The organism is Limnohabitans sp. DCL3, from assembly GCF_048019295.1.
Classification (GTDB): Bacteria; Pseudomonadota; Gammaproteobacteria; order Burkholderiales; family Burkholderiaceae_C; genus Limnohabitans_A.
This window is the reverse complement of sequence record NZ_CP171842.1, coordinates 2,169,739-2,191,793: the sequence shown is the minus strand read 5'-3', so window position 1 is coordinate 2,191,793 and position 22,055 is coordinate 2,169,739. Positions and strand designations below refer to the sequence as shown.

Below are 22,055 nucleotides of genomic sequence, written 5' to 3'. Positions count from 1 at the left end.
TCACTTTCTGATGTTGTCCAAAGAGGGCGGCGGCGTGTAGCCCAGCTCCCGTGCACGTGACTCAAATGTGGCTGCTGGCTGGGGTTGATCCATGCGGCGGTAAAAAAGGGCCAGCTCGTAGGCGGCGATCCCATTGCCCAAAGCGGCTGCGTATTGCAGCCAGCCTTCGTAGCGGTCCAGCGCGGGCAGATCACGCAAGTCCGCTTGCGTGCGCCAGTAGCGCCCCAGTCGGACGGCTGCATCCTTGTCACCTCGACCGGCCTTGAACAGATCGGCTTGCTGTTCGTTGGGCATGGCCTCCAGTCGGAAAGCGCTGCGGTACAAACGCACATCGTTGCGCCTGAGGATTTTGGCGGCCTCTGCAGCGCCGGTCTGCGCCACCTGCGCACTGCCTGCCAGTTTGCTGCTGGGGTGGCGCTGCAAAAATACACGGGCCAAGCGCAACACCTCGGCGGGCCAGACGGCCGCTTCGAGCAACTCGAAATCCTGGGCTTCGTTGGCATCTGAAAAGCGTGTGTTCTCTCCGGAGGCCACGTCTGTCGGCAAACTCGGGGCCAGTTGTCTTCGGATTCGCACGTTTTCTGCTGTGAAGGGAAATTGCGCAAATTGCCGCAGCAGGGCCAAGGGATGGTTGAGCATGGTGTGTTGCACATCGGCTTTGACGAGCTGAAACAAGTCTGAAAAGCTGATTTCGCCGGAAGCACTGTCCATGAGCTTGACGAGCGAGGCCGTGTAGAACGTGTTGATCGTTTCGACTGCCGGTGCAATCGCCGGGCGGCCAGCGCCTGTGGCAAATGCGATCAAAGTGCCTTCTGGGGCTTCCACCTGGTTCAGGCCGTCCGATGTTTGTGCGCTTTTGAGCGATGTGCGGCAAGCGTCGATGACGGCGATGGTCAGACCCTGCGGCCGCGTGGGCAGCATGGCCAAAATGTCGCTGGCCAGCTTCAAACTGCCACGGTCAAGCAAGGGGGCTGGGGCTTTGGGGGACTGCCGCGCGCCGACCAGAAGGTTTTCGGCATCGATTTGGGCGCCATGACCCGAAAAATAGAAAAACACCGTGGACTGCGCGGGCGCTTGACGCACCGCTCGCGCAAAGCGCTCGATGGTTTCGCGCGCGCTGGCACGGTCTTGGTCCAGACTTTCGGTGCAACTGAAGCCTCTGCGTTCAAGCGCGGCACGCAGATCACGCACATTCTTGTGAATGGAAGGCAGGTCATCGCCATCGGGGTAGTCGCGGTTGCCCAGCAATAAAGCCAGACGCGGTGGCTCAGCAGACGGGGCGTCGGCCGAGGTTTGTGCCATGACCGACCTTGCTGCCAGTGAGCCGCCGACCGCCGCCAAGCCTGCCGTCAGGGTCAGCAGGTCCCGTCTGTGCATGGACAGGGACCGATCCTGGCAAAACGAGGGTGTTTTCACTTCTCCTCTCCTTTGCAATCCCAGGTAACTTCGGGATCGCATAGCTCTGGCAGGGCGATGCCTTGCGAGCCCGTCGTTGCAGAGCGCCCTGGGCCCACTTCGGCAATCACACCCGAGCGCAGCCGGGTCGCCACGTTTTCGGTGCGCAGGGCTTCCTCGAAGCCTTGCCTGCGGGCGTTTTCGATCACCGAGATGGTGGCCGAAATCGCACCCGAAACTTCGGGCGTGGAAGGCATCAAGCCGTTGTAATACACCGGAATCTCGCTTTGGATGCCGGCATTGGTGGAATAGAAGGTGTAGCCATTGCCTACGGTCGGGCCCTTCAAGACCACAGCGGTGGCACCCTGGGCACCGTTTTGAGGCAGCGCGCTGACCAGGCCCGTATTGAACGAGGAGCCGTAGCCCACATTGACCGCGATTTCGGCACCTGTGCGGCCAAACGGCGAAGCGAGAGAAAAAGCGGCAGGTGCCAGCGCCAGGGTCAGCCCCGGCACCGTGGCGCTGGCCTCCATCACGTTGTTGAAAGGCATGCGGGCGGTGATCACGGCATGGCCCAGGGTGGACAACTGGTTGGCGCGCACAGAGACGATGTCCGCTTCGATGCCTGCGCCCCCAATGCGCACCCCAGAGCCGTTGACCTGCACCCTGCCCTGAACCGATTGACCATTGCCAAGGTGAGCTGACCAGGTGGCATTGGCCGCACCACTGAGAATTTCCAGCTCACCGGCAAAGCTGTTGTCCGCGTGGGTCAGGGCGACGCTGCCGCCAACGCCAACGCCACCGTTGGCCGAGTTGCCCGGGGCCAGAACCACCAGGCGGGCGCCTTGTAAGAGATCGATTTTGCCGTTGGTGCCTTGTGTCACCACGTCGGCGCTGTAGTGAACGGAAGTTTGTGTGGGGCTCAGCTTGTTGCTGCTCGTTGTGTTGCCAGAAGCATCTGCGCTGGCCAACAAAGTCAGCGTACCGCTTGAAACCGTCATTTGGTCATTCAAATGCACCGTGCCAGCACGGATGCTGCCGCCTGCGCCTGCAGTCACTGAACCCAGGGTCAATGGACCGTTGCCTCCGGAGATGTTGACGGCGTCCGTTGCTGTCAAAGACAAAACGGAACCCCAAAGGTTGCCCGCATTGTTTGCGGTGATGGCGCTTCCTGTCAGCGTCCTGCCACCGTTGATCAAGGTCACCGCACCTTGGTAGGTTTGCGTGCCCGTGGTGCTGACGTCGGCGCCGAGGGTGGAGGCGCCCGAGACGTTCAGGCTGCTCAGGCCCGTGTAGGCACCGCCGATGTTGGCGGCACCGACGATGGCCAGTGCGTGGCCGCCGCCAGCCAGGGTGCTTTGGGTGTTGACCGTGCTGCCGGTCAAGCTGCGGTCAGCACCGCTCAAAGTCACGGCACCCGCATAGGTTTGGGTGCCGGTGGTGCTGATGTTGGCGCCGAGGGTGGAGGCACCGGAGACGTTCAGGCTGCTCAAGCCCGTGTAGGCACCGCCGATGTTGGCTGCGCCGACGATGGCCAGGGCGTGGTTGCTGCCCGCCAGGGTGCTTTCGGTGTTGACTGTGCTGGCGGTCAGCGTCACGTCTGCGCCCAGTGTGACTGCACTCCTGTAGGTTTGGGTGCCGGAAGTGTTGATGCGGTTGGCCAAAGTCGAAGTGCCCGTGACCGTTAAAGCCGATGTGCCTGCGCCATTCGTGATGCTTGTGCCGCTGGCCATGTTCAGGCTGGCCACGGTTTGAGTTGTGCGCAGATCCCACACCGATGTCCCGTTCAAATTGACATGGCTTGCATTGTTCAGTGCTCCCGTCAGCACCAAAGTGCCTGCATTGACGGTGGTTGCGCCGGAGTAGGTGTTGGGGCCAGAGAGAGTGAGGGTGCCAGAGCCGGTCTTGGTCAGATCGCCGGAGCCTGAGATCTCGTTGGCCACAGTGAGTGCATCACTGCGGTTGAAAGTGAGGGTTGCGTTGTTGATGACTGCACCTGTTCCCAGCGTGCCGCTGGTGCTGCCGTTGCCTACCTGCAGGGTGCCCCTGGAGACAGTGGTGGTGCCGGCGTAGGCGTTGTTGCCCAAGAGGGTGAGTGTGCCTGCGCCGGTCTTGGTCAGGCCACCGGTGCCGCTGATGGCACCGGCATAAGTGCTCACGGTGCTCAAGGTGTCGCTGGCATCGCCAACCGTCAGGGTGAAGCTGCCCAGGCTGGTCATAGCCGAGGTGCTGGCACTGCTGAGAGATTTGAGGGTCTTGTCCCCTGCAATGGAGAAGGTGCCCGCGTTGTGGATGGTGACCCCTGAGCTGGCGGCAATCGTGCCCGAGGTGGCCAGTGCCAATATGCCCCCGGAGATGGTGGTGCCACCGGTGTAGGTGTTGTTCCCCGAGAGGGTGAGGGTGCCAGCGCCGGTCTTGGTCAGGCCACCTGCACCACTGATCACGCTTGTGATGGCTGAGGCGGTGTCGGTGTTGGCCACCGACAGCTGATGCCCAAAACCGCCCGACTCCAATGCCAACGCCTGCATGGTGATGTGCGAGCCGGTCACGATGCTGTCAGCAGAAACAGTGACAGCGCCGGTGTAGGACTGGGTGCCGGAGGTGGTGACGTTGGCGCCCAGGTCGGAGGAGCCGGAGACGGACAAAGAGGCGGCCGAAGTGATGCCTGCATTGAGGTCTAGTGCGCCGGTGATGTCGATGGCACCCAGGGCGTTGGTGGCGCCGACAGCACCACCGAAGGTGGCGGTGCCGGTGCCCATGGCCAGCGTCAGGGCGCGGGCGGTGGCGTCCAAACTGTTGATGGTGCTGTTGCTGCTGAAAGTGATGTTGCTGTCGGTGGTGGTCAGCGTGCGGTTGCCACCGCTCAAGGTCACAGCGCCGGTGTAGGACTGGGTGCCGGAGGTGGTGACGTTGGCGCCCAGGTCGGAGGAGCCGGAGACGGACAAAGAGGCGGCCGAAGTGATGCCTGCATTGAGGTCTAGTGCGCCGGTGATGTCGATGGCACCCAGGGCGTTGGTGGCGCCGACAGCACCACCGAAGGTGGCGGTGCCGGTGCCCATGGCCAGCGTCAGGGCGCGGGCGGTGGCGTCCAAACTGTTGATGGTGCTGTTGCTGCTGAAAGTGATGTTGCTGTCGGTGGTGGTCAGCGTGCGGTTGCCACCGCTCAAGGTCACAGCGCCGGTGTAGGACTGGGTGCCGGAGGTGGTGACGTTGGCGCCCAGGTCGGTCGTGCCGGAGACGGACAAAGAGGCGGCCGAAGTGATGTCTGCATTGAGGTCTAGTGCGCCGGTGATGTCGATGGCACCCAGGGCGTTGGTGGCGCCGACAGCGCCACCGAAGGTGGCGGTGCCGGTGCCCATGGCCAGCGTCAGGGCGCGGGCGGTGGGATTGGCCGAGTCAACGGTGTTGCTGAAAGTGATGTTGCTGTCGGTGGTGGTCAGCGTGCGGTTGCCACCGCTCAAGGTCACAGCGCCGGTGTAGGACTGGGTGCCGGAGGTGGTGACGTTGGCGCCCAGGTCGGTCGTGCCGGAGACGGACAAAGAGGCGGCCGAAGTGATGTCTGCATTGAGGTCTAGTGCGCCGGTGATGTCGATGGCACCCAGGGCGTTGGTGGCGCCGACAGCGCCACCGAAGGTGGCGGTGCCGGTGCCCATGGCCAGCGTCAGGGCGCGGGCGGTGGGATTGGCCGAGTCAACGGTGTTGCTGAAAGTGATGTTGCTGTCGGTGGTGGTCAGCGTGCGGTTGCCACCGCTCAAGGTCACAGCGCCGGTGTAGGACTGGGTGCCGGAGGTGGTGACGTTGGCGCCCAGGTCGGTCGTGCCGGAGACGGACAAAGAGGCGGCCGAAGTGATGTCTGCATTGAGGTCTAGTGCGCCGGTGATGTCGATGGCACCCAGGGCGTTGGTGGCGCCGACAGCGCCACCGAAGGTGGCGGTGCCGGTGCCCATGGCCAGCGTCAGGGCGCGGGCGGTGGGATTGGCCGAGTCAACGGTGTTGCTGAAAGTGATGTTGCTGTCGGTGGTGGTCAGCGTGCGGTTGCCACCGCTCAAGGTCACAGCGCCGGTGTAGGACTGGGTGCCGGAGGTGGTGACGTTGGCGCCCAGGTCGGTCGTGCCGGAGACGGACAAAGAGGCGGCCGAAGTGATGTCTGCATTGAGGTCTAGTGCGCCGGTGATGTCGATGGCACCCAGGGCGTTGGTGGCGCCGACAGCGCCACCGAAGGTGGCGGTGCCGGTGCCCATGGCCAGCGTCAGGGCGCGGGCGGTGGGATTGGCCGAGTCAACGGTGTTGCTGAAAGTGATGTTGCTGTCGGTGGTGGTCAGCGTGCGGTTGCCACCGCTCAAGGTCACAGCGCCGGTGTAGGACTGGGTGCCGGAGGTGGTGACGTTGGCGCCCAGGTCGGTCGTGCCGGAGACGGACAAAGAGGCGGCCGAAGTGATGTCTGCATTGAGGTCTAGTGCGCCGGTGATGTCGATGGCACCCAGGGCGTTGGTGGCGCCGACAGCGCCACCGAAGGTGGCGGTGCCGGTGCCCATGGCCAGCGTCAGGGCGCGGGCGGTGGGATTGGCCGAGTCAACGGTGTTGCTGAAAGTGATGTTGCTGTCGGTGGTGGTCAGCGTGCGGTTGCCACCGCTCAAGGTGACAGCGCCTGAATAGGTTTGTGCGCCGGAGGTGGTGACGTTGGCGCCCAGGTCGGAGGAGCCGGAGACGGACAAAGAGGCGGCCGAAGTGATGCCTGCATTGAGGTCTAGTGCGCCGGTGATGTCGATGGCACCCAGGGCGTTGGTGGCGCCGACAGCGCCACCGAAGGTGGCGGTGCCGGTGCCCATGGCCAGCGTCAGGGCGCGGGCGGTGGGATTGGCCGAGTCAACGGTGTTGCTGAAAGTGATGTTGCTGTCGGTGGTGGTCAGCGTGCGGTTGCCACCGCTCAAGGTGACAGCGCCTGAATAGGTTTGTGCGCCGGAGGTGGTGACGTTGGCGCCCAGGTCGGAGGAGCCGGAGACGGACAAAGAGGCGGCCGAAGTGATGCCTGCATTGAGGTCTAGTGCGCCGGTGATGTCGATGGCACCCAGGGCGTTGGTGGCGCCGACAGCACCACCGAAGGTGGCGGTGCCGGTGCCCATGGCCAGCGTCAGGGCGCGGGCGGTGGGATTGGCCGAGTCAACGGTGTTGCTGAAAGTGATGTTGCTGTCGGTGGTGGTCAGCGTGCGGTTGCCACCGCTCAAGGTGACAGCGCCTGAATAGGTTTGTGCGCCGGAGGTGGTGACGTTGGCGCCCAGGTCGGAGGAGCCGGAGACGGACAAAGAGGCGGCCGAAGTGATGCCTGCATTGAGGTCTAGTGCGCCGGTGATGTCGATGGCACCCAGGGCGTTGGTGGCGCCGACAGCGCCACCGAAGGTGGCGGTGCCGGTGCCCATGGCCAGCGTCAGGGCGCGGGCGGTGGGATTGGCCGAGTCAACGGTGTTGCTGAAAGTGATGTTGCTGTCGGTGGTGGTCAGCGTGCGGTTGCCACCGCTCAAGGTGACAGCGCCTGAATAGGTTTGTGCGCCGGAGGTGGTGACGTTGGCGCCCAGGTCGGAGGAGCCGGAGACGGACAAAGAGGCGGCCGAAGTGATGCCTGCATTGAGGTCTAGTGCGCCGGTGATGTCGATGGCACCCAGGGCGTTGGTGGCGCCGACAGCACCACCGAAGGTGGCGGTGCCGGTGCCCATGGCCAGCGTCAGGGCGCGGGCGGTGGGATTGGCCGAGTCAACGGTGTTGCTGAAAGTGATGTTGCTGTCGGTGGTGGTCAGCGTGCGGTTGCCACCGCTCAAGGTGACAGCGCCTGAATAGGTTTGTGCGCCGGAGGTGGTGACGTTGGCGCCCAGGTCGGAGGAGCCGGAGACGGACAAAGAGGCGGCCGAAGTGATGCCTGCATTGAGGTCTAGTGCGCCGGTGATGTCGATGGCACCCAGGGCGTTGGTGGCGCCGACAGCACCACCGAAGGTGGCGGTGCCGGTGCCCATGGCCAGCGTCAGGGCGCGGGCGGTGGGATTGGCCGAGTCAACGGTGTTGCTGAAAGTGATGTTGCTGTCGGTGGTGGTCAGCGTGCGGTTGCCACCGCTCAAGGTGACAGCGCCTGAATAGGTTTGTGCGCCGGAGGTGGTGACGTTGGCGCCCAGGTCGGAGGAGCCGGAGACGGACAAAGAGGCGGCCGAAGTGATGCCTGCATTGAGGTCTAGTGCGCCGGTGATGTCGATGGCACCCAGGGCGTTGGTGGCGCCGACAGCACCACCGAAGGTGGCGGTGCCGGTGCCCATGGCCAGCGTCAGGTTGCGGGCGGTGGCGTCCAAACTGTTGATGGTGCTGTTGCTGCTGAAAGTGATGTTGCTGTTGGTGGTGGTCAGCGTGCGGTTGCCACCGCTCAAGGTCACAGCGCCGGTGTAGGACTGGGTGCCGGAGGTGGTGACGTTGGATGCCAATGTCACCGGTGCCGCAATAGCCAGGCTGGTCAAAACGGTGGTTTGGCCCACGCCACCCGCCAGTGTCAAGGCACCAGATCCAGTCACGGTCAGGGCGTAGGGCCCGTTGACAGCGCCGGTCATGTTCAAAGAGTTGCCGGTAACGCTGAAATCGGCGTTGGCGCCCAGGGTCACGGTGCCAAAAATGCTGGAGGCACCAAAAGAGGTGGCCAGCGTACCGCCGTTGAGGGTGATGGCTTCTGCGCCGACTGTCACACTTTGCAGGTCCAGTGTGGCACCACTGGCGACGGTGGTTCCGGCAGCGGTGGTGCCCAATGCGTTGTTGTGTGTGATGGCCAGGGTGCCGGCGTTGATGGTGGTGGAGCCGGAGTAGGTGTTGGGGCCAGAGAGGGTGAGGGTGCCAGAGCCGGTCTTGGTCAGATCGCCGGAGCCTGAGATTTCGTTGGTCACAGTGAGAGCATCACTGCGGTTGAAAATCAGGGTGCTGTTGTTGGTGACTGCACCTGCGCCCAGCGTGCCGCTGGTGCTGCCGTTGCCTACCTGCAAGGTGCCCCCGGAGACGGTGGTTGCGCCGGAGTAGGTGTTGGGGCCAGAGAGAGTGAGGGTGCCTGAGCCGGTCTTGGTTACGCCTCCGGTACCGGCGGCGATGCCTGCGTAGCTCAAGGTCTTGCCGCTGGCCACGTCGAGCGTGCCGTTGCCCGAGCCCAGCGAAAGCCCACGCTTATCTGACAGCGTCATGTCGGCGGTGATGGCCAGCGTACCGCCGTCGAGCGTGAGGTGGCCGGCGGTGGCGGTGACGGGGGCGGTACCCAGAGCGGTGTCGGCTGCGATCGAAAGAGTGCCGGCGCTGACGGTGGTTGCGCCGGAGTAGGTGTTGGGGCCAGAGAGAGTGAGGGTGCCTGAGCCGGTCTTGGTTACGCCTCCGGTACCGGAGATGACACCGGAGAAAGACGTGGTGCCGGCCTGGTTGACGACCAGGCCGCCGGCGCCTGTCATGTCGATGGCACCTGTCGTTCCTACCACGCCGCCTGCGGCGGTGAGCTTGAGCACACCGGTGTTGGCCCAGCTCACCGTGTCGTTGAGATGGATATTGCCTGATGTGCCGCTGGCCCCTTGCGTGTTGAGCACCTCCACGGTAGTGTTTGCGGTGATCGAGCCAGCCAGTGTAGCGCCTGTGATGTCACCGCCCGAGGCGGCGATGGTGAAGTCGGTGGGGTCGAGCAGCCAGAGGCCACCTGTGGAGCCTTGGCCACCCATGCGGACACGGGCGCTGTCCGAGATACGAAGTTTTGCGCTGGACGTTTCAATCTGGCCACCGATCGACAGGTTGCCATGCCCTTCGGCGTTGATGCTGCCTGCGATGGTGGTTTGGCTGCTGGCATTGTGCACATCACTCCACAGCACCACCTTGCCGCCATCGCCCTGCAAAGTGGCGCTGGCGTCGATGTGGGTGCCTGCCTGCATGGTGACCGTGGTGGCCTGGGGTAGGTTGCCGCTGCCTTGCCAGTCGCCGCCCACCAGCACCGTGCCGCCACCGGCCGGGCCAGATGCGTTGATGTTGGCGCCGGTATCGAGCCTGATGTGTTGGCCCAGCACCTGCACCTGGCCGCCGCGTTCGTCGGTGTTGGTGCCGCTGGCATCCACATGGCCTGCCACGCGGGTGGTGCCTGCTGCGCCGCCATCGATGACGATCTGCCCCTGGCGCGTGCTCAGACTGCGGGCACGCACCACCCCTTCCAGGTTCAACACCGTGTCGGCAAAACCGGCGCGCGCTGCGGCACGGGCCTCCACGCTGCCGCCGGCGGAGGCACTGGCATTGCCCAGCAAGTTCAGGCGTGTGTCCAAGTTGCCGTCGTTGCTGACGTTGAAGAGCATCAGACCATCGCCCTCCACATCGACGCTGACGTGGGTGGCTGCAGCCAAACCCACGCGCTGGGCCTGGATCTGGGCCTGCGGGCCGACCGTGAGTTGCGGTGCCGCCAGCACCACCGTGCCGTTGGGGGCCGTGATGGTGCCATCGGCGACCAGCGCTGCGGCACCGTTGGGGCCGCGCTCCAGCACAAGACGCCCTGACTGGAGCCCATCGCGCACCACGAGGGTGCTGGCCACAAGCCCGCCCACATTCACCTGAGCGTTGGCACCGAACACAATGCCGCTGGGGTTGAGCAGCCAGACGCTGCCGTTGGCGCGCAGACTGCCCAAGATGAGCGAAGGGTCACTGCCCACCACGCGGTTGACCAATACCGAATTGGCACTGGGTTGCTGGACCAACACGCTTTGGCCGCTGCCAATCGAGAAACTCTGCCAGTCCAGCCCGGCGCGCGCGCTGGATTGCGAAATGGTCATTTGGCCGGGGGCGGTGGTTTGTACTTGGGCTTGGCCAAATCTCAGCTGTGCGCCCCGCGGCAAATCGGCCAAGGCACTCAAGTGTGTATAAGCCGAGAGCAGAGCGGCGGCCAAAGCCACCGGCCTGAGCCGGGCTGTGAACGCGCTGTTGTTGTTTCTGGACCCTGCGCCAAAGCCCCGGATGGTTGGCATGGGCTGTGGCAGATGGGGTGTCATGGCAGTTGCGGGCTTGGGGTGCGTTCAGGGCAAACCCATCAGCGGAAATAGAAATTGGCGAGGGCATACAGGCGTGGATCACGCACACGTGTATCGCTCAGGGGTGTGCCCCGTTGGGGTTGGGCCAGGGTGAAACGCAGTGACCATTTTTCTGGGCGAACCCAAGCCAGGCCGATGCCTGCTGACGTGAAGGTGTCGTGGGTGGCGGTCCTGGATCCGGGGGCCGGTTGGTTGCGGTAGCGGATGTGGCCGGCATCGTAAAAAGCGCTGGCAACCATCTCGCGCGCAACCCGGCCAAACCACGCTTGCGGCAACAGCCAGCGCAGCTCCAGGGTGGCAATGGCGCCGGCGTCGCCCGTTCCTTCACCCGGAGCGAAGCCACGGACACCGTCCGGACCGCCGACACGAAACTGCTCGGTGGTGTCCAGGTTCTTGTCACTCCATTGGCCGCGCAAAGCCAAATAGCCCAGCAATCGACCAGAAGCAATGTCTTGCAAGCGGGTCGCGCTGGCGGTGACTTTGCTGAAATGGGCGGCGTCCAAAAGACCACTCGGACGCCCCTGTGGATAGCGCACCTGGCCACTGACCAGGGAGGCGTCATAGGTGTTGACGCCCCCGCCCAGCACACTGTCCCTGAAATCCCCTGTGCTGCCCAGGGTGAAGGTCTCCACCCGCTTGCGTGTGCTGTTGACGATGTTGCTGTCTTCGTAGTGTTTGCGCTCGACAGAGGCGATGGAAAACACATTCAGGTTGCGCGAGCGCACCCAGGGGTAAAGCGCGCTGACATTGAACGTCATGGCACTGCCGTGCAGCTCGAGCGGAAACTGTTGTTTGTCCAAAGCGTAAGACACGGCGGACAGCGCTGTGCTCAGCTTGGTGCCGTTTGAACCCATGGGGGCGGTGTAGCCCAGCAAGCCGAAACGCAGCCCCCCCGTGCTGGAACTCATCAAGGTGCTGGTCAACACGTCGCCAAGACCTAAGGGACTGTTCCATTGACCCAGAGCGCCGATGCGTGTTTGTCCCATGTAGCGCGAGCCATTGAGGTCTGACTCCAGCTTGATGGACCAGCGGTCCTCGGGTTTGGCGGTGACCACCAGTTCGGCGGTGCCTGTGGTTTTGCCCGCACGCACTTCAAACTGGGCGGTCAGGCCCCGCAGGTCGTTGATCAGAAACACCGTGCGCTCCATCTCGCGTACCGACAGAATTTGGCCCGGGACCAAGTGGGCCAGATGCGCTTCGACCACCTCCCTTTTGACAGCAATGCCCTCGTCCCAGTTCAGAACGACCCTGTCGAGCCGCCCTTCCAGAAGGGCCAGTTGCACGATGCTGCCATCTGCGGTGACCTGCGGCACTTGCACCGGCACATAGGCGTACCCAAGGTACCAGCCCAATTCGCGCTGCAGCCAGCGGGTGATTTCGGCGGCCGCACCCGCCAGGTCTTCAAAGCGGCGGTCTTCGCCTGTGAAGCGTTGTGTGAGCACTGGCAGCGCCAGGCGCAAAGCCTCGGGTGCATTTTCTGGCAGCGCAAAGCCAGCGATCTTGATGAGTGCATCGTCATCGGGTTTGGCCATCTCTCGCAAAGGTGCGGGGCGTTCTGGAAACTGGGGTGACGGCGTGCTTGGCACAGGCAGTATCCGCATGTCCAAGTGGGGGAGCACAGAAGGGGTCGGGACAGTCGGGGACGTCTGTGCATTTGCCGTCGCAATGCAGCAAATGCTCAAGGCTACGGTCAGCCTTTTGGCGCGGACAAGGGTTGATGGTTTCAAGCTATCGACAAGTGTTCAGTACAGGCAGCTTCACGTTGGGTGATGCCCAAACTGAGCTCATATTAGGGTGGGGAACGCCTGCTGATGACTGTGTCAATAGAAAAATAGAGAGTGGTAAATGTATGGTCAGTTATTAATAAATTTCATTCAATAAATCTAAGGTGCTTAATTTGTTGGCCGAAAACTGGCTGAAGTCTGCAACTCAGGCCGTAAATTTATCGACACTCTTTTTGCGCAGACGCAGAACACGTGCAAGCTGTTCAGTCCCATGTCCATTTCAATGCGGCCGTGAGCCGCTGCAAATGGCGTTGGTTGACAACAGGCATGGGCAAAGGGGCTTGCGTCCAAGTCAGTTGGTGGCGTTCAGCGGCATAGCTCACCTGTCCCCAAAACCCCGGGGCCAACGGCCGGCCAATGTCGATTTGCCAGCTCGAATAAGTGCTCGGGTCGATGCGCCCCAGTGCCCCTTCAGACTTGGCCAGATGCTCTTGCGCGTACTTCAGCCGCAGTTGATAGATGCCCAGGGACGTGCCCCATTCGCTGCGCCAAGCGTGCGAATGGCTGCCAATGAGTTTGTGGTCGGTGTACGTCAGACCCGCGGCCAGCACCTGATGGGGGGTGGGCTGAAACATCACATCGCCCGCCACCAGTGCGTAGTTCAAAGAGGACGCGGACGACGGATTGAACTGCAGGCCGACGCTGGACTTCAGCATCCACTGTGCTTGAAGAGGCGTCCATGCACTCAATTGAAATCGCGGACTTCTGAACCCCACACGGCCTTCGGCGCGGTTGTAAGGATTGCTTTCAAAAGCCTTCGCGTACACCTCGGTGACCGAAGCGGTCAGTTGGTGGGTCACGCCATAGTCCAGCGTCTGTGACAGCAAACCGTGTCGCGTTGTGCCCTGGTGATGGAACAACGGCGATCGCAGTTCGGAATCGGTGTTTTCTGCGCTGACAGCGCTTGTCATCAGCACGCTGCCTTGTCGCGGTGCATAAAGCAAAGAAAGTGGCGATGTTTCTTCTGCAAGCGCCGCACCGACCCCTGCAAAGTTCAGCCATAAAACCAGCCCGAAGTTGAAGTTTTGCCGTGCGTATCTAGTCCACAATTTCAATGCTCCATGTCAGTTGGTAGCCGAAACCTCGAACGGCTTTGATGGGGTCAAGGTCATTGTCAAAAGCGGTTGTGAGCTTTTTTCTCAGGCGACTGAAAATGTTTTCCAATGCGCGGCGTGTGAGGGTGCGGGCGGTGAATTTTTCTTCCAAGATATTGAGCATTTCACCGATGTCCACGGTTTTATCCGGACTCATGGCCAATACCCGCAACAAGAACACCTCTATCCCTGTGAGGTCGTCGCAGCAGGCCTCCAAAGACGTCATGCGCCGTGCTTGCATGCTGAGTTGAAACTTCTGGGTTTGAGGCGCCGCGTCTTGCAACCTCTTGGTCAGGCTGCGAACGGCAGCCAACAGTTCCATGGGGTTGGTGGGTTTGGGCAGATAAAGATCAGCCCCAACGTCGTAGCCCTTGATGCGGTCGGTCAGCGAGGTGCGTGCGGTCATGATCACCACGCCCAATCTGGGTAAATCGTGCTTCAACCAGGTGGCGATTTCATAGCCGTTTTTGCCAGGCAGGTTCAAGTCTAGAACAACCACCTGAATGTCGTGCAGTTTCAAAATATCCAGAAGACCTTGATGGCTGTTGGCCTCATGCACCAGATAGCCCTGATTGACAAAGAAGCAACTCAATTCCTCGCGCAATACGGCGTCATCTTCAACGATGGCCAAAGCTTTAAGTGGATTCAAAACAGACCTCGAATGTGATGCTCACCTCATCGCAACGGTAGTTGATGTGCCCCCCCAACAAATGACAGATCTGGCGGCAGATCGACAAGCCCAGTCCAGAGCCGCGCAGCTCTTGCGTCAAGGGGTGGCGGTAGTAACGTTCGAAGATTTGTTCAGGATCGGGGACCATGTCGGGCGTCAGTGCGTTGCTGATGCGAAAGCCCCAAGCTTGACGGGACGCTTGTAGCAGCTCAAAAGGCTCGATATGAACAGGTGTGTTGACGGGTGCATATTTGAGTGCGTTGTCAATCAAGTTGGCCACGATCATTCGCAGCAAATAAATATCGGTTTCAACCTGAAACGAGGTATCGACCGTTAGCAACAAACGATCCGATTGCGAGGAGGTTGCAAGCAAGTCCTGAAACATGCGCTTCAAATCGGTGCATGCCATTTGCGGCTGGATGCGTTCGTCTTCGATGCCGTTGGCCAGATTGCAGTGTTCGATGATCTGGTCAATCGTCTGCACGGATCGGGAGATGTTTTCCAGCCGCCTGGGTGTTTGCCCGTGCTGTCCTTCTGGCGATTGCGACAAGGTGGTCAGTGCAAAATTGATCGATGCCAAAGGATTTTTGATCTCATGCGTCAACATGTCCAGCAACATCCGTTTTTCATTGCGTGTTTGCCGCTCGGATTCCAGCGCAAACGTTTGACGGGTCAGCGTTTCTTTGGTGCGTTGGTACTCTTGCTCCAATACTTTGTTGCGCAGCAGGGTCATGACCAGCGCCCCCAGAGGCAAACCCAAATCAATCAATCGGGAGATATAAACAGGGACGTTGTTTTGCCCCTGTGTCAGCATCATGCCAATGAAGCCGCCAAAATTGAGAAAAAGAAATCCGGCAAGAGAGGCCTGAAGAATGCGGCGCAAACGGGGCGGCATGTCCACCGCTGCGTGCAGACCAAAGGCCGAGATGGCAGAAACCGCCAGCAGCAGCACGATGCTGAGCACCCACCCCAGCAAATGCCCATTGACGAAGAAGGCCAGCACAGCGATCCAGGCGGTCGCATACAGCCCGCGCGTCAGTCGCAGGTACTTCAGGTCTTTTTGATAGGGTCGGACCATGGCATCGTAAATCCAGCCTTGAATCGCGATGCGAAAAATGATGCTGGCGCCAAAAATCACCGTGCCCCACCAGTGGGGTGAAGCACCGGGCCAGAGCAGGTAGAGCGCGCCAGAGCCAATCAGCACACACAGCAGCGTTGCGGCTGTCAGCAGCAGCAAACGAAATTGCAAGACCGAACGCTCTACCGCCCAGCTCATGAGCATCAACAAGCACACCATCAGCAGCATGCCAATGTGCAGACCCAGCAGCACTTGCTCTTTGTTGAATGGGTTGCCACTGTCTTCTAAGGCGACTCGAAAGTGCGTGACTTTGGGCGCGGAGGGATCGCTGGGAATCCGGACCAGCACCTGAGTTTCTCCGGCCGGAAATGTGAATGCAAAACGATGCCCACCCAAACTGGCTGACGACGCATGCCCACCTAGGCTGGCGCCACCCGTTTCGACCAAGACCCAGGATCCTGATGCCAGTCGATAGATTTCGACGGTGTTGTGATAGTAAGGTGACACCACCAGCGTGCGTCTTTGTGGTTCGCTGGTGGCGTTGCCGATGCGCAGCCATGCTTGTAGCGGACCTTCTTGCGTGGGTTTTTGGCGGAGTGTGCAATCTGTTTGTGCACGCAAGGGGCGGTCGTCGGGTGGTGCCACACAAAACGCCACATCCATCGTGACAAGGCCCTCGGGCTGGGCGGGCGACGGCGCTGCATGCACCAGCGAAGCTGCCAGGGCCATGGACAGCAACAGGCTGAGTCGGATCATGAAAAAATGAATAGGCACGGCATCAGGTTAGCAAACTGGCTGAGAGCGAATGAGAGGATTGGCCAAAGAGAGTGAGTGAGAGCTTGGACAAGACGCATGGCCTAAGCTGCAAATTCTGATCGCTGTGCATGAAACCGTAAAGGTCAAATGCCATGCGTAAATGGTTTTGAGCTTGAAAGGGCAATCGCATGCCAAAAATCAACCAATTGCTGGTCGATGAAAAAAGAAAATTCATCATCGACGTTGCTCGCCTGGTATTTGCAGAAAAAGGATACCAAGGTGCCACGATCAAAGACATCTTGAATGCGGCGGGTATTTCCAATGGCGCCCTTTTTATTTACTTCAAATCAAAGAAAGAAATCTTATTGACCATCATGGATCAGAATCTGGGCGCTTTTTGTGCGCGCGTGGACGCTATTGCTGAAGACGCCAACGGATACAGCCGCGATGATGCGCTGCTGATGCTGTTGGAGCTGGTCAGGCAAACATCCCTTGGCTCCGGTCGTGCCATGAGTTTGCATGTGTGGTCTACCGCCATGGTGGATCCGGTGGTGAAAGCCTCTTTGGACAAGCACTTTGAGGCCATCATTCGTTCTCTGACCCAATTGGCGCGCAAATTGAGGGATGGTCACCAGCTGGGGCCCGCCATCCACCCTGCGCGTGTGGCCCATGCCATGTTTGCCTTGTTTATTCCTGGTTATATTTTGCAATTGCTCATGTTTCCTGCGATGGAGCCGCGCACTTACCTGAATGCGCACCGAGACCTTTGGGAAAATAAATCGCAAAAAGCAGAAAAAGCGGCTGAAGGACAAAGGGCTGAGCAAGAGGTTTCACACCATGCGCAGTTTGTGCAATGACCCCGCATCGGGCTGGATGACGAGCACAAAAAAGAGTGAAGGCGAAGGCTGCAAACAAAGGGAATCCTTTATACGAAGGGCCTGTGCAAGCTGACGAAACGCATGTTTGAATGACTTGGCTTGACAAGCCTGTATCCCAATTGATACAATTGGCCATGAAGACGATCTATACGACCGAAGTTTTTGATGGTTGGTTTGAGTCCTTGAAGGACAGGCAAGCCGCCCGCCGGATCCAGGCGCGTATCGATCGGGCTGAAGATGGAAACTTCGGAGACCACAAGTCAGTGGGGGAGGGGGTCTCTGAAATGCGGATCCACCACGGTCCAGGCTTTCGGGTGTATTTCACGCTGCGGGGTCTGGAAATCGTCATCTTGCTGGCTGGGGGTGACAAGTCGAGTCAGGCCAAGGACATTCAAACCGCGCAGGAGTTAGCGCGTCAACTGAAGGAGTAACAGATGACTGCTCTGAAGCTACGGAAATGGGACAGTGCCGCGCACCTCAAAACCGAAGAGGACATGGCACTCTACCTGGAAGCCTGCCTGCAGGAGGCGGGCGATGATGCGGCATTCATTGCCAAGGCCTTGGGCACTATTGCTCGAGCCAAAGGTATGTCTCAGCTCTCGCGTGACACGGGATTGGGCCGAGAGAGTCTGTACAAGGCGTTGTCAGGGGAAGGCAACCCCAGCTTTGCCACCATCCTGAAAGTAACTGCTGCTCTGGGAATCAAGCTCCATGCACAGCCTCTGCATGCAGGCTAAGAACGATGGTTGTGGACTTGGGTTCAATTCCCAAGACCGGATTTGAACTTGAGTCGGTGAAGTGTGCCGATGTAAGATCTACCTGTCGGGTGGGTCTAAGTCCGGCCTGGCCAGTCTGCTGCAGGTAGAGCAGAATTTCGTCGACACCCGAGAATGCGACGTTGGTCCTGGCTTGGTTTTCGTAATCTTCGATGACCGCTAGCGAGTACTGGACCTTCTTGCCAAGTTTGCGGTATTCGGGCCCTCGGTTTGTCGCTCGCCAACTCTGCAGTGTTTTGGGACTCATGGCCCAGCGCGTTGCCAGTTCCAATTCGGTGAGGGTGGTGCTCAAGTTGCATGCTCCTTGTGGAATGTTGGAGCTGCATTCACGCGTACTTCCGCTGAGAAGTCCAGTACTGGCTGGATTGATGGTGCTCAGCCCAACGGGCCCAACTCATAACTGGTGCTCCGGCCACTGGCCTCTGATTTTTTCAGCGCACCGCGTTCCACCAGGTCCGAGATGTCGCGCAACGCCGTATCCTGCGAGCACTTGGCAATGGCCGCCCATTTGCTGCTGGTCAGTTTGCCGTCAAAACCGTCGAGCAACTTGTTGAGCAGTTTGATTTGACGATCGTTCATCGGCACACCGGCCCAGCGCTGCCAATAGCGCGCCTTGGCCAACACCGATGCCAGAGTGGCTTCAGCCCCCTGGATGGCCCGCAGCAGGCAGGCCAGGAACCACTCGAGCCAGGCGGTGACATCCATGTCGCCCTTTTGAGTGGCTTCGAGGCGATCGTAGTAATCCTTGCGCTCGTGTTGGATCTGGGCCGACAGGCTGTAAAAGCGCTGTGCCGACTGTTCAGCGCGTGCCAACGCCATGTCTCCCACGGCACGCGCGATACGGCCATTGCCATCCTCAAACGGGTGGATGGTCACAAACCACAGGTGCGCCAGACCCGCCTTGATCACCGGGTCGTCGTGCTGGTCCAGATGGAACCAGTTCAGGAAGTCCACCATCTCGGCATCGAGCAGGTGTGCTGGCGGCGCTTCGTAGTGAACCTTCTGTCGATGGATGGGCCCTGACACCACTTGCATTGGGCCTTGGGCATCGTCACGCCATTGGCCCACGCGGATTTTGGTGAGGCTGCTGTAGCCGGTCGGGAACATGGCCGCGTGCCACCCAAACAAGCGTTCAGCCGTCAGGGGGGTGTTGTGCCGCTGGGTAGCGTCGAGCACCATGTCCACCACGCCATCCACATGCCGGTCTGACGGGGCCAAGGCACCGATGTCCACACCCAGACGCCGGGCGATAGAGGAACGCACCGAATCGGGGTTGAGTTTCTCACCTTCGATTTCGCTGGTCTTGAGCACATCTTCAGTCAGGACACGCAAGGCGGCCTGGTCGCGCACGTCGAGCCCGAGGTCGTGCATGCGGCCGAGCAAATGCCCCTGCGCCATGTGGATCTGGGCGAGCAGCGGTGCCAGTCGCTTGTGGTCGTAAACCCAGTGCGGCCAGTCGTTTTTCTGCCAGATGTAACGCTTATCTTCGCTTTCCATGCGGTGATTGTGGGTGGTTTTCACCGCAAAGTCAAGGCAATCACCGCATTTGTTGCGTCTTTAAAGATGTGGATTCACCGCATCGATGGCGCAGCACAAGCGAATCGTCTCACTTGCGGTATGGCCTTGTTTCCGAATTTCTCGGCTTCTAATTCCGAATTTTACGAATCTGGGTGCGGAAGGGAAGACGGCTTGTCTGCCGACAATGTCCGTGAGTTGAGGCACCGCATTGACCATCCGCAGGCTGTCCGATGGAGAGCTGGTCTCCCAGGTGGACGACGAAGAAGCGTGAGCTTTTAAATGGACGTACGAATATTTACTTTGCTATTCACCCGAAATTTACTTTGGTATTGCCTGGAGACTTGGGCGTTTTTACGGGGGCAGTTCTCTCTCAAGACCCTTGTATGTGACGTCTTAAGTTATCCATTTGTGCTTTGACTATGGAGCTCATTTCCCATCAAGCCCGCTCAAACACCCGCTAACCCGATTGAGGGCGAACCGCGATGGAACAGCGTTCGGAACGATTTGTGCGGAGATCCGGGTGTTTAATATGAATATTTAATTACCAATCTTTTCTGTATAAATCTTCGTCAGGCTAGTGGCGAGGACAGATTGACTACCGCTCATTCCCTACCATTTCCTATTGAGTACGAATAGAGAATTGTTCGGTCGTACACTTATGCACCACCACATCACCATCCAAAGGTGTCCGATAGCAATGTCGGGCGCCTTTTTTCTTGTTTAAATTCAACGACTTGGCGCACTTTTTTGTAGATTTTGTCTGATGAGGTCCAACTGATTCCGGAACGTAGACGGGGTACGGGTCGGGGTACGTTTCCAATTTTGGTGTAACAATTGATTTTGTACCCCGGTTTATTCTTGGAGAAAATTATGTTGACGGATCTTGAGTGCCGAAAAGCAGTCTGCCCAGAGGGAAAGAAACAAATTCGGCTGTCCGACGCAGGTAGTCTTTATCTGCAAGTCGGCAGCAATGGGTCTAAGCGTTGGTTTTATAAATTCACGATCCAGGGCAAAGAGAAGCAGATGGCCTTGGGGGGATACCCAGATGTCGGGTTGACGGTTGCCAGACGATTACGAGATGAGGCTCGACTACTCAAAAATTCTGGTGTCAACCCGATAGACCAACGGCAAAACGAAAAGCTGAGGGCAATGAACCCAACCGGCGAGACTTTCAAGGAGGTTTCACTTGAGTGGTTGGCACGGCAGGTTCCCTTGTGGAGCGAGGTTCACGCGAAGCGTTGTACGCGCCAGCTTGAGCGCGATCTATTCCCCTACATCGGTGCACGCAAAATCAACGACCTTGAGCCTGTTGAAATCCTGGCTGCAGTTAGAAAAACAGAGCAAAGGGGGGCTCTCGAAACTGCAGAACGTGGTTTGCAACTAGTTGGGCAAATATTTCGCTATGCCGTTGCAACTGCTCGAGCTCCAAGAGACATTACAGCTGACCTCAAGGGCGCGTTGACGCCTTACAGGTCAAAGCACTTTGGCGCAATCACCGACCCGAGTAAGTTTGGCGACTTGCTACGATCCATCCGCGCTTATCGCGGTGGCTTGATCGTCAAAACAGCGCTGCAATTGGCGCCTATCCTTTTTCAGCGTCCAGGCGAACTTCGATCAGCCTCATGGTCCGAGATTGATTTTGATAATGCTTTGTGGACGATACCAGCGGCTAGGATGAAGCGTACAAAAGAAGGCAAGGAAAACGGTCAAGATCACTTGGTACCGTTGCCAAAACAGGCCATAGAACTGCTACGACCCCTGCATGCCCTGACTGGCCATGGCCGTTTGGTATTCCCAGGTGAGCGTGACCATGACCGCCCCATTTCCGATAATTCGGTTCGTTCTGCTTTGATCGCTTTGGGCTACACCTCGGAACTTCAAACATGGCATGGATTCCGAGCAACAGCCCGAACTCTCTTGGCTGAAAAATTGAACTATGACCCGAACATTATTGAGGCCCAGTTGGCTCACGCTGTTCGTGATGCAAATGGTCGTGCTTACAACCGAACCACGTATCTCGATCAGAGACGAGCCATGCTTCAGGCATGGGCCGATTATCTTGAAGCGTTGACTGCAGGCGCAAAAGTGATTTCATTACATGCCGCGTAAACTTTTTACAAGAACCCTTTCATTTAGTTGCGCGCGTGCATGACAGAGCCATTGAGTAGTCGACACATCATCTTACGCAGGTAGAAAGAAACTGATGGGGAGTGTTTGACGACAATTACCTCGTGCAGCTTAGTGACCCAATGAATCGTCACTCTCGCTCTAGATTTTTGACTTCTTGGGTCACCTTCCCAACAGCGAGCTGCCAGTCTCTGTGCAATTTTTCGCCGAGAAGTTCGAGAACCAGCAGCTTGCGAACGTAACTCGAGGGATCAAGGTTGTGCTTTTCTGCTGTGGCAATGAGATCAGCCTTCATGCGGCTAGGCAGCATAAGGGTAAGGTCCTCGTCACTTTTGCCCAGGTACTGGAGATCGACTTCAGTCTGGCGTTCTCGGCTTTTTCTGATCCATCCGTCACCAGGGTTCTCCATCGGCTGGTCATCAACTGTGAAGTCCGTTACTGGCCGGTGGAGACGCTGGTCGATTGAGTCGCTGCGTATCCGTGCAGCGTTCGATGTTTTGCACGCTGGCTGCGCGGACCGATGCCCCTGCTCCTGCAAGGCAATCAGTGCCACATAGGCCACGCGGCCGTAAACGTGCTCAAAAATTAACCCGCGCACGATGTCAGGCCTACTGACATTGAGCTTCACGCTTAGCCAGTTGATGCGGTCAACTAGCACTTGCGGTAGCCAGATCCTGAGACCCGCATCAGACTGCTCGAAGTCACCCAGCGGCGGTAGATCGCTCGGTTGAGGGGACGGCGTGCCAGCACGGCATCCTCGCTTTGAAAACGGCCACATTGCAATATTCCTGTCTGCCTATTTTTTAATCAGGGGAGTTTCTTTCGGCGGTGCCTGAGTCTTCTTACCATGCATCTTATGTCGAGCTCGGGTGCAACAGCATTCAGTTCGTTCATCGACTGACTCGCGAAAAAGGTTC

The 22,055-nt window shown here is 59.3% G+C and carries 13 protein-coding genes; 4 read left to right on the top strand and 9 right to left on the bottom strand.

All coding sequences use genetic code 11. The annotated features are described in order from the left end of the window. From ACHEXK_RS10025 to ACHEXK_RS10000, 6 genes are all read right to left on the bottom strand, one after another. The gene (locus ACHEXK_RS10025; RefSeq protein ID WP_416545766.1) at positions 1–1,377 is read right to left on the bottom strand and encodes a caspase family protein; all 1,377 of its coding nucleotides are present in this window, start codon (positions 1,375–1,377) and stop codon (positions 1–3) included. Positions 1,378–1,412: 35 nt separating this feature from the next. Further along, positions 1,413–10,418, bottom strand: a complete 9,006-nt coding sequence (locus ACHEXK_RS10020; RefSeq protein WP_416545764.1) for an autotransporter-associated beta strand repeat-containing protein — start codon at positions 10,416–10,418, stop codon at positions 1,413–1,415. Between the two features lie 38 nt (positions 10,419–10,456). Next, positions 10,457–12,058: a ShlB/FhaC/HecB family hemolysin secretion/activation protein gene (locus ACHEXK_RS10015; protein WP_416545762.1), complete on the bottom strand. Its 1,602-nt coding sequence runs from the start codon at positions 12,056–12,058 to the stop codon at positions 10,457–10,459. A 386-nt stretch (positions 12,059–12,444) separates the two neighbouring features. Next, positions 12,445–13,152 (bottom strand): hypothetical protein, encoded by a 708-nt coding sequence (locus tag ACHEXK_RS10010; protein WP_416545760.1) that lies wholly within the window; start codon positions 13,150–13,152, stop codon positions 12,445–12,447. Positions 13,153–13,279: 127 nt separating this feature from the next. Beyond that, positions 13,280–13,984, bottom strand: coding sequence for a response regulator transcription factor (locus tag ACHEXK_RS10005; protein ID WP_416545758.1), 705 nt, complete (start codon positions 13,982–13,984; stop codon positions 13,280–13,282). After that, entirely contained in the window at positions 13,971–15,839 is a 1,869-nt protein-coding gene (locus ACHEXK_RS10000; RefSeq protein WP_416545756.1) for a sensor histidine kinase, read from the bottom strand. Before ACHEXK_RS10000 ends, ACHEXK_RS10005 begins: the two co-directional genes overlap by 14 nt. A 188-nt stretch (positions 15,840–16,027) precedes the next feature. On the opposite strand from ACHEXK_RS10000, the gene ACHEXK_RS09995 reads away from it, so the two are divergent. The 3 genes from ACHEXK_RS09995 (at position 16,028) to ACHEXK_RS09985 (ending at position 17,454) form a co-directional block, all read left to right on the top strand. Next, positions 16,028–16,696 carry a TetR/AcrR family transcriptional regulator gene (locus tag ACHEXK_RS09995; protein ID WP_416545754.1) on the top strand — a complete coding sequence of 223 codons (669 nt, stop codon included), beginning with the start codon at positions 16,028–16,030 and terminating at the stop codon, positions 16,694–16,696. A gap of 155 nt (positions 16,697–16,851) precedes the next feature. Beyond that, positions 16,852–17,148: a type II toxin-antitoxin system RelE/ParE family toxin gene (locus tag ACHEXK_RS09990; RefSeq protein WP_416545752.1), complete on the top strand. Its 297-nt coding sequence runs from the start codon at positions 16,852–16,854 to the stop codon at positions 17,146–17,148. A 3-nt stretch (positions 17,149–17,151) separates the two neighbouring features. Beyond that, on the top strand, positions 17,152–17,454 hold the full coding sequence (locus ACHEXK_RS09985) for an addiction module antidote protein (protein ID WP_416545750.1): 303 nt from the start codon (positions 17,152–17,154) through the stop codon (positions 17,452–17,454). Here the strand turns inward: ACHEXK_RS09985 and ACHEXK_RS09980 are convergent. Further along, positions 17,420–17,785: a hypothetical protein gene (locus ACHEXK_RS09980; protein ID WP_416545748.1), complete on the bottom strand. Its 366-nt coding sequence runs from the start codon at positions 17,783–17,785 to the stop codon at positions 17,420–17,422. The genes ACHEXK_RS09985 and ACHEXK_RS09980 overlap by 35 nt on opposite strands. 83 nt (positions 17,786–17,868) lie before the next feature. Then, positions 17,869–18,990, bottom strand: coding sequence for a Fic family protein (locus ACHEXK_RS09975; RefSeq protein ID WP_416545746.1), 1,122 nt, complete (start codon positions 18,988–18,990; stop codon positions 17,869–17,871). Positions 18,991–19,881: 891 nt separating this feature from the next. Between ACHEXK_RS09975 and ACHEXK_RS09970 the strand changes: the two genes are divergently transcribed. Next, positions 19,882–21,120 carry a tyrosine-type recombinase/integrase gene (locus ACHEXK_RS09970; RefSeq protein WP_416545744.1) on the top strand — a complete coding sequence of 413 codons (1,239 nt, stop codon included), beginning with the start codon at positions 19,882–19,884 and terminating at the stop codon, positions 21,118–21,120. 148 nt (positions 21,121–21,268) lie between these two features. Here ACHEXK_RS09970 and ACHEXK_RS09965 read toward each other — a convergent pair whose 3' ends face one another. Beyond that, on the bottom strand, positions 21,269–21,916 hold the full coding sequence (locus tag ACHEXK_RS09965; protein ID WP_416545742.1) for a hypothetical protein: 648 nt from the start codon (positions 21,914–21,916) through the stop codon (positions 21,269–21,271). Positions 21,917–22,055: the final 139 nt, after the last annotated feature.

What these genes read in the sequence shown, in the direction of transcription:
- ACHEXK_RS10025 (WP_416545766.1), bottom strand. Translation starts at nt 1,377, where the DNA reads ATGCACAGACGGGACCTGCTGACCCTGACGGCAGGCTTGGCGGCGGTC.
- ACHEXK_RS10020 (WP_416545764.1), bottom strand. Translation starts at nt 10,418, where the DNA reads ATGACACCCCATCTGCCACAGCCCATGCCAACCATCCGGGGCTTTGGC.
- ACHEXK_RS10015 (WP_416545762.1), bottom strand. Translation starts at nt 12,058, where the DNA reads ATGCGGATACTGCCTGTGCCAAGCACGCCGTCACCCCAGTTTCCAGAA.
- ACHEXK_RS10010 (WP_416545760.1), bottom strand. Translation starts at nt 13,152, where the DNA reads ATGACAAGCGCTGTCAGCGCAGAAAACACCGATTCCGAACTGCGATCG.
- ACHEXK_RS10000 (WP_416545756.1), bottom strand. Translation starts at nt 15,839, where the DNA reads ATGATCCGACTCAGCCTGTTGCTGTCCATGGCCCTGGCAGCTTCGCTG.
- ACHEXK_RS09995 (WP_416545754.1), top strand. Translation starts at nt 16,028, where the DNA reads ATGCCAAAAATCAACCAATTGCTGGTCGATGAAAAAAGAAAATTCATC.
- ACHEXK_RS09990 (WP_416545752.1), top strand. Translation starts at nt 16,852, where the DNA reads ATGAAGACGATCTATACGACCGAAGTTTTTGATGGTTGGTTTGAGTCC.
- ACHEXK_RS09985 (WP_416545750.1), top strand. Translation starts at nt 17,152, where the DNA reads ATGACTGCTCTGAAGCTACGGAAATGGGACAGTGCCGCGCACCTCAAA.
- ACHEXK_RS09975 (WP_416545746.1), bottom strand. Translation starts at nt 18,990, where the DNA reads ATGGAAAGCGAAGATAAGCGTTACATCTGGCAGAAAAACGACTGGCCG.
- ACHEXK_RS09970 (WP_416545744.1), top strand. Translation starts at nt 19,882, where the DNA reads ATGTTGACGGATCTTGAGTGCCGAAAAGCAGTCTGCCCAGAGGGAAAG.
- ACHEXK_RS09965 (WP_416545742.1), bottom strand. Translation starts at nt 21,916, where the DNA reads ATGTGGCCGTTTTCAAAGCGAGGATGCCGTGCTGGCACGCCGTCCCCT.